Origin of the sequence: Pseudomonas sp. NBRC 111130, from assembly GCF_001320485.1 — a bacterium.
GTDB classification, from domain to species: domain Bacteria; phylum Pseudomonadota; class Gammaproteobacteria; order Pseudomonadales; family Pseudomonadaceae; genus Aquipseudomonas; species Aquipseudomonas vlassakiae.
The window spans coordinates 66,496-75,090 of the sequence record NZ_BCBG01000028.1; the positions used below are offsets into that span (position 1 = coordinate 66,496).

The following is an 8,595-nucleotide window of genomic DNA, read 5'->3' on the forward strand; positions in this document are numbered from 1 at the left end:
ACCCCCTTCGGCACGCCGGTGGAGCCGGAGGTGTAGATCACGTAGGCCAGGTGCCGGGCCGTCAGACCTGCCACGCGTGGGTTGCTGAGCGGTTGCTCACCCCAGGCGGGGCGGTCCAGGTCGACCTGCACCGCGTGCAGGGCTAGGTCGCGGGTCGGTGCATGCACCAGCAGCGCCTTGGGCGCACTGTCGTCCAGCATGTGGCGAATGCGCTCAGCCGGGTAGCCAGGGTCGAGCGGTACATAGGCGCCACCGGCCTTGAGAATGGCCAGCAGGCCGACCACCAGCGACACGCCACGCTCGACGCAGACCGCCACGCGGTCGTCGGGTTGCACGCCCAGGGCGATCAGGTGATGGGCCAGGCGGTTGGCCTGTTCGTCGAGCTGGCGGTAACTCAGTTGACCGTCTTCAGCCACCAGTGCCGGGGCATCCGGCGTGCGCCGGGCCTGCGCCTCGAACAGGCGGTGCAGCGGTTGCTGCAGATCGTGTGGCTGCTCGCTGGCGTTGGCCGCCACCAGCAGCTGCTGGCGCTCCTCGGGCGCCAGCACCGGCAATTGCTGCAGCGCCAGTTGCGGCTGTTGCTCCAGCGCATCGAGCAGGCCGACCAGCACCTGCAGCAGTTGCCCGCAGACCCGTTGCGCGCCCACCTGCGGCGTGACCTGGGCGGTGATGCGCAGGCCGTCGCCCAGGTCGTCGACGTTGACGCTCAACGGGTAGTTGCCATGCCCGCCGCTGGGCAGCGCCTGGATGCCTTCCAGGGCTTCGCGTTGTGCCTGCTGCTGGCGGGCACTGGCGCCGTGCCGGTAGTTGAGCATGGCGCTGAACAGCGGCGTGGGCGCCGCCACGCCACTGCAACGCTGGGCCAGCGCCAGCGAGGCGTGCTCATGCATCAGCAGCGCGCTCAGGCGCTCATGGGCCAGGCGCACGCCCTCGCGTACGCCAAGGCCGTTCAGGTCCAGGCGCAGCGGCAAGGTATTGATGAACATGCCCAGGCCGCGGTCGGCGCCGGCACCGCCCTGCAGGCGGCCGAGCAGCACGGTGCCGAACACCACGCTGTCCCTGCCGCTGGTGGCCGAGACCAGCCGCGCCCAGGCCAGGTGCAGCAGGCTGGCGGCACTCACGCCCAGCTGCCGGGCCTGTTGGCGCAGGCGTTGGTAGTGGCTGCTGGCAAGTTGCACGGTGGCCAGTTCGAAGCCGTCGGCCTGGCCCTGCAGGTCGGTCAGGCCGTATGGCAGGGTGGGTTCGTCGATGTCGCCAAGCGCGGCACGGAAGAAGGCTTCGTGTTCGGCTTCGCTGATGGCCAGGCGGGCCTGGGCCACGTAGTTGCGGTAAGGCACCGGCTGCTGGCTGGGTTGCCGGCCCTGCAAGTGGTCGCGGATTTCGTCCAGCACCTCTTTCATCGCAGTGTGATCAAGGGCGATGTGGTGGAACTGCAGGGTTGCCTCGATAGGGCCTTGCGCCTCGGTGTAAATCAGGCGGATCAAAGGCGCCTGGCTCAAGTCGAGTGCGGTGTCGCCTGCTTCGCGGGCAAGCCCGCTCCCACAGAGGGCCAGAACCGCCCCGGGAGCCTGGCGCCAGACCACCTGCACCGGTTGTGGCAGGCTGTCCCAGAGCACGGCGGTGCGCAGCACATCGTGGCGGGCGATGACCTTGTCCAGCGCGCTGGCGAAGGCCTGCAGACGCGCCAGGCTGTCGAAGGCCACGCGCCATTGCAGCAGGTACGGGTCGGCACCGCTGGCACTGAGGTGGTGATAGAGGATGCCTTCCTGCAGCGGGGCCAGCGGGTAGATGTCCTGCACGTTGGCAGCACCGCCCGGCACCGTGGCGACGATGCGCTCGATACTGGCCTGGTCCAGGTCGATCAACGGCAGCAGGTCGGGGGTGATGTGATTGCAGCCGGCCGCAATGCGGTTCTCCGGCACCACGACCTGTCGGCCCTTGCTCAGTGCCGCAGCCAGTGCGGCCACCGTCGGCTGGCTGAACAGCACGCGCACGTCGGTGTCCAGGCCGTGCTGACGCAGGCGCTCGATCAGGGTCACGGCCAGCAGCGAGTGGCCACCCAGTTCGAAGAAGTTGTCGTGTCGCCCTACCCGCTCGACGCCCAGCACCTCGGCCCAGATGGCGGCCATGAGGGTTTCGCGCTCGCCCTGGGGCTCGACATGGCCTTGCTCCGCCGCATCGGGTTCGGGCAAAGCACGACGGTCCAGCTTGCCATGGCTGGTGAGCGGCAGTTGCTGCAGGCGCATGAACGCGTGCGGCAGCATGTGCGCCGGCAGGCTGGCTCGCAGCGCCTGGCGCAGCGCATCGAGGTCGACTGCGCTGGCTTCGGTGAACCAGGCCAGCAAGCGCTCGCCACGCACCAGGACCACGGCATGCTCGATGCCGGGCTGGGCCGCCATGGCCGCTTCGATCTCGCCCAGTTCGACGCGCATGCCGCGGATCTTCACCTGGTCATCGTTGCGGCCCAGGTAGTCGAGGCTGCCGTCGGCATTCCAGCGCACCAGGTCGCCGCTGCGGTACATGCGTGCGCCCGGCAGGCGGCTGAACGGGTCGGCCAGGAAACGTTCCTCGGTCAGTTGCGGGCGGTTGAAATAGCCCCGGGCGACCTGGCCGCCGCCGATGTACAGCTCGCCGGTGACCCCCACCGGCACCGGTTGAAGATGCGCGTCGAGCACATAGACGCGGGTGTTGGCGATCGGCTGGCCGATGTGCAGCGCACCGCCCGGCAGGACCTTGCCGGAGGTGGCGACCACGGTGGTTTCGGTCGGCCCGTAGTTGTTCACCAGGTCGAAGCCCGGGTCGCGGTCGAACTGGCGCAGGCGGTCGCCGCCGATCAGCAGGGTGCGCAAGGTCGGGTGCTGGCGTTGGCGACGCAGCGCCTGCTCGGCGACCGGCGTCGGCAGGAAGCTGACCTTCAGCGGTTGCTCCAGCCACCAGTCGAGCAGCTCCTCGACGTGTTCGTTGCCGATGTGCGTCGGCGGCAGGTGCAGCGTGGCACCGGCGCACAATGCCGGCCACACCTCCCAGGCCATGGCGTCGAAACCGAAACCGGCCACGCTGGAGGTGCGCTCGCCGGCACCCAGCGCGAATGCCTGGCAGTGCCAGTGCACCAGGTTGGCCAGGGTCTGGTGCTCGATCATCACGCCCTTGGGCTGGCCGGTGGAGCCGGAGGTGTAGACCACATAGGCCAGTTGATGGGCATCGAGCCCGGGCACTTCAGGGTTGCTGTCGGTTGCAGGCCAGCTGGCGGGCTGATCGAGGTCCAGCCGTGGCAGCTCGCCTGGCAAGCCATCGACGGCCGAATCGGCCAGCACCAGCGCGGGTGAACTGTCGGCCAGCAGGTAGGCGATGCGCTCGCGCGGGTAGGTCGGGTCCACCGGCACATAGGCAGCCCCGGCCTTGAGCACGGCCAGCAGGCCGATCAGCCGCTCGATGCTGCGCGGCAGGCACAGCGCGACCCGGTCGCCGCAGCGCACACCGTGTTCGATCAGGCGATGGGCCAGGCGGTTGGCGCGCTGGTTGAGTTCGCCGTAGCTCAGGGCCTGGTCGCCCTGGCTGATGGCCGTCGCCTCGGGCGCGCGGGCGGCCTGGGCCTCGATCAGGGCATGGACGGTCTGGCCCTGCGGGTAAGCCTGCGCCGTGGCGTTGAAGCTGCCCAGCAGCTGCTGGCGCGCTTGCTCGCTGACAATCGACAGGCTGTCGACCGTCGCCTCGTGCCCCGACTCCAGCGCTTGCAGCAACTGCGCCAGCGTGTTGGCCATCCATTCGGTGATGCGGGCGGCGCCAATGCCTTCGACGGCCAGCACGCTGAAACTGAAGCCCTCGCCGAGGTCGTTGACGCTCAGGGTCAGTGGGTAGTTGCTGCGTTCCTCACCGCCAAGCAGGCGCACACCCTCCCAGATGCCCTCGCCTTCAAGTGGCGCATCGGCAGCGCTATGGCGGTAGTTGAGCAAGGCGCTGAACAGCGGCACCGACGCTGCCACGCCGCTGCAACGCTGGGCCAGGGGCAAGGGGGCGTGCTCATGGCCGAGCAGGGCCGACAGGCTGCGATGGGTGGCCATCACCGCCGCGTGCGCGCCGGCACGGGTGTCGACCCGCAGCGGCAAGGTGTTGATGAACATGCCCAGTGCCCGGTCGGCGCCTTCGCCACCTTGCAGGCGGCCCATCAGCACGGTGCCGAACACCACGTCGCTGCGGTTGGCCAGCACGCCCAGCACCCGCGCCCAGGTCAGGTGCATCAGGCTGGCGGCGCTGACCCCCAGCTGCCGTGCCTGACGGCGCAGGCGCAGGCTGAGGCCGGCATCCAGCGCCATCCAGGCGCTCTCGATATGGCGCCCGTCGCCCTGCACATCGGCAAAGCCCAACGGCAAGGTCGGCTCGTCGACATCCGCCAGCATCTCGCGGAAGAACGCCGCCTGGCTGGCCGGGTCGGCCTGGCGGGCCTGGGCCACATAGTTGCGATAAGGCACCGCCGCCGGCAGCGTTGCGCCCTGGCCGAACAGCAAGGCGCGCATCTCCCGGGCGACCACGTCCATGGCGGTGTGATCGAGGGTCAGGTGATGGAACAACAGGATCGCCACCACCTGGTGGTTGGCGGGGTCGAGGCTGTAGTACAGGCGCGTGAGCGGTGCCTGGCCCAGGTCCAGGCGGTGGTGGCGCGCATCGAAGCGCGCGTGCAACTGCTCGATGCGTGACACGCCAACTTGGTCGGCCAGGTCATCGACCTCGCACACCACCAGCTGCGCAGCCCGCCAGACCACCTGCAGCGGCTGCGCCAGCCCCTGCCAGAGCACCGAGGTGCGCAGGATGTCGTGGCGGTCGATCACCTGTTGCAAGGCGCCTGCCCAGGCCAGCAGGCGCTCGACGCTGTCGAAGGCCAGGCGCGTCTGCAGCAGGTACGGGTCGCCCTGCTCGGCGCTCAGGTGATGGTAGAGAATGCCTTCCTGCAACGGCGCCAGCGGGTAGATTTCCTGCACGTTGGCGGCCCCGCCCGGCACCGTGGCAACGATGGCATCGATGCTGGCCTGGTCCAGCTCGACCAGGCTGAGCATGTCCGGGGTGATCCGCGCTGCACCCTGGGGCACACGGTTGGCCGCAACCTTGGCCTCGCCACTGGCCGTCGCGCCGGCCAGCGCAGCCACGGTCGGCTGGGCGAACAGCACGCGCACATCGATGACCAGGCCGGCCTTGCGCAGCCGCTCGACCAGGGTCACAGCCAGCAGCGAGTGGCCGCCCAGCTCGAAGAAGTTGTCATGCCGCCCTACCCGTTCCACGCCCAGTACCTCGGCCCAGATCGCGGCCATGGCGGCCTCGGTTTCACCTTGCGCTGCTTCATAGGCTTGCCCAGGCAGCGAGGCGCCGTCCGGATCGGGCAGCGCACGGCGGTCGAGCTTGCCGTGGCTGGTCAGCGGCAGTTGATCCAGGCGGATGAACGCCACTGGCAGCATGTGTGCCGGCAAGCTGGCCTGCAGGGCCTGACGCAAGGGTTCAGGGTCGACGGGGGCGGATTCGGTGTACCAGGCCAGCAGGCGCCCTTCGCGCACCAGCACGACGGCGTCGTCGATGCCCGGCCGGGCAGCCAGGGCAGCCTCGATTTCGCCCAGCTCCACGCGCACGCCACGGATCTTTACCTGGTCATCGTTGCGCCCCAGGTAATCGAGGGTGCCGTCGGCATTCCAGCGCACCAGGTCGCCACTGCGGTACATGCGGCCACCGGGGTTGAAGGGGTCGTCGAGGAAGCGCTCTGCGGTGAGTTCGGGGCGATTGAAATAGCCGCGTGCGACCTGCGCCCCGCCGATGAAAAGCTCGCCACTGACGCCAACCGGTACTGGCTGCAGGCCTTCGTCGAGCACATACACGCGGGTGTTGGCGATCGGCTGGCCGATGTGCAGCGCACCGTTGACGATGATCCGGCCAGAGGTCGCCACCACCGTGGTTTCGGTCGGGCCGTAGTTGTTGACCAGCGCGAAGCCTGGGTCGCGGTCGAACTGGCGCAGGCGGTCGCCGCCGACCAGCAGCGTGCGCAAGGTCGGGTGCTGGCGGTCACGGCGCAGGGCCTGTTCGGCCACCGGGGTGGGCAGGAAGCTCACCTGCAGCGGCTGCGCCAGCCACCAGTCCAGCAGCTCGTCGACGTGTTCGTTACCGATGTGCTTCGGCGGCAGGTGCAGCGTGGCGCCCGCACACAGAGTCGGCCAGACTTCCCAGGCCATGGCGTCGAAGCCGAAACCGGCGACACTGGCGCTGTGCGAGCCGGCCGCGAGCGCGAATGCCTGGCAGTGCCAGTGCACCAGGTTGGCCAGGGTCTGGTGCTCGATCATCACCCCCTTGGGCTGGCCGGTGGAACCGGAGGTGTAGACCAGGTAGGCCAGCTGCTGCGCATCGAGCCCGGGCAGTTCCGGGTTGCTGCTGTTGGCTGCCAAGGCGTCGGCCTGGTCGAGGTCGAGGCGCGCCATCGGCGGCAAGCCTTCGATCGCCGTGGTCGCCAGCACCAGCGCTGGCGCGCTGTCTTGCAGCAGATAGGCGATTCGCTCCGCCGGATAGGCCGGGTCTACCGGCACATAGGCAGCACCTGCCTTGAGCACCGCGAGCAGGCCGACCATGCGTTCCGGGCTGCGCGGCAGGCACAGGGCAACCCGGTCGCCCACCTTGACGCCGTGCTCGATCAGGCGATGGGCCAACTGGTTGGCGCGCCGGTTCAGTTCGCCGTAGCCAAGGGCCAGGCCGTCCTGCAGCAGCGCGGTCGCTTCGGGGGCGCGGGCCGCCTGGGCTTCGAACAGCGCATGCACGGTCAGCCCTTGCGGGTAAGCCTGGGCGGTGCGGTTGAACTGCTCCAGCACCTGCTCGCGCTCGGCCTGGGGCAGCACGGCCAGGTGCTGCAGCGGTGTTTCAGGTGCCTGCTCAAGTGCGTCGATCAGGCTTGCCAGCACCTGCTGGAACTGCTCGGCAATGCGCGCAGCGCCCCATTGCGGCAAGCTTTGCACGGTCAGGCGCAGGTCATCGCCAAGGTCGTCGACGCTGACGGTCAGCGGGTAGTCGGTGCGTTCTTCGGCGCCGACGATGTCGATGCCCGGCGCCACCGGGATGATCTCGGCGGCATCGCCGGCAGCACTGTGGCGGTAGTTGAGCATGCTGTTGAACAGCGGCGCCGGCGCGGCCACGCCGCTGCAACGCTGGGCCAGGGCCAGCGAGGCCTGCTCATGGCCGAGCAAGGCGCTGAGCCGCTTGTGGGTGGCCAGCAAGGCCTGGCGCACACCGTGCTGGCCGAGGTCGATGCGTAGCGGCAGGGTATTGATGAACATGCCCAGCGCCTGCTCACCGCCTTCACCGGTGGTCATGCGCCCCAGCAGCACACTGCCGAACACCACGGCCTGGCGCGCGGACAGTTGCCCGACCAGGCGGGCGAAGCCCAGGTGCAGGACACTGGCCGGGCTCACGCCAAGCTGTCGGGCCTGGCGGCGCAGGCGCAGGCTTAGCGCGGGCGCCAGGGTCAGGCGCGCCTGTTGCAGTGGCTGCTGGCCTTTGTCTGGCAAGCCGAAAGCCAGGGTCGGCTCGTCGATGTCGTCGAGCATCTCGCGGAAGAACCGCTCGTGGGCCTGTTCGTCCAGCGCCTGGCGCGCTGCGGCCAGCACGTTGCGAAACGGCATCGGCGGCGCCAGCTGCGCCGACTCGCCGGCCAGGTGCGCCTGGATTTCGCGGCGCACGATGTCCAGCGCTGTGTGGTCCATGATCACGTGGTGGAACATCAGCAACGCCACCCACTGCCCGCCAGCGCCACGGGCGTGCATCAGCTGCATCAGCGGTGCCTGGCGCAGGTCCAGGCGGTAGTGATGCGGGTCGAAACGCGCGCACAACCGGGCCAGCGGATCGTCGCCCTGGACGTCGACGGCGTCACGCACAAGGGTCGCCTCGCGCCAGACCACCTGCACCGGCTCGTCGAGGTATTCCCAATGCAGCGCGGTGCGCAGGATGTCGTGGCGCTGGATCACCCATTGCAGGGCCTGGGCGAAGGCTTCGAGGTGTGCCTTGCTGGCAAAGCGCAGCTGCACCTGGGCCAGGTACGGGTCGCCGTCGGCGGCAGACAGGTGCTGGTAGAGCATGCCTTGCTGCAGCGGTGCCAGCGGGTAGATGTCCTGCACGTTGGCGGCGCCGCCGGGCACGCTGGCAACGATGCGGTCGATGGCCTGCTGGTCGAGCTGCACCAGCGGCAGCATGTCGGGGGTGATGCGCAGCGCCGGGCTGAGCCAGTCGTCATCGTGCTCGGCGAGCATTTCCAGCAAGGCCGGCTTGTGCCGTGACAGCGCCTCCCACAGGGTGTCGTCCAGGGCCTGGTCGTCGCCCAGGACGATCAGGTCCTGGTCTTCGCGCTGGAGTCGGATTGCATGTGTGGAGAGAACAGCCATCAGTTCGCTGAAGAGCATCGGTAAGCATCCTGCTTTGCCTGGAAGGTAGGGATCGTTGTCACGCTAATGGATCGTGACCGGGTGGTCTGACATGGGAAGCGGGGACAGGGTTGGATATGGGGGGCTTTTCCTGGCTTGAGATTTTCGGCGCCTGTGGTTTTCCTGGCTTGAGATCTTCAGCGGCTGTGAGATCGAG

Annotated in this window: 1 protein-coding gene (only partly in view); it reads right to left on the minus strand. The window is 68.9% G+C overall.

Annotation, left to right across the window (positions count from 1 at the left end):
- Window positions 1-8,417 carry the beginning of a non-ribosomal peptide synthetase gene (locus tag APH33_RS27830; protein WP_054885824.1) on the minus strand. Its footprint begins 14,080 nt before the window's first position, so 8,417 of the gene's 22,497 nt are visible here — the first part of the coding sequence; it begins with the start codon at window positions 8,415-8,417; its stop codon lies beyond the left edge, outside the window.
- Between the last annotated feature and the right edge of the window lie 178 nt (window positions 8,418-8,595).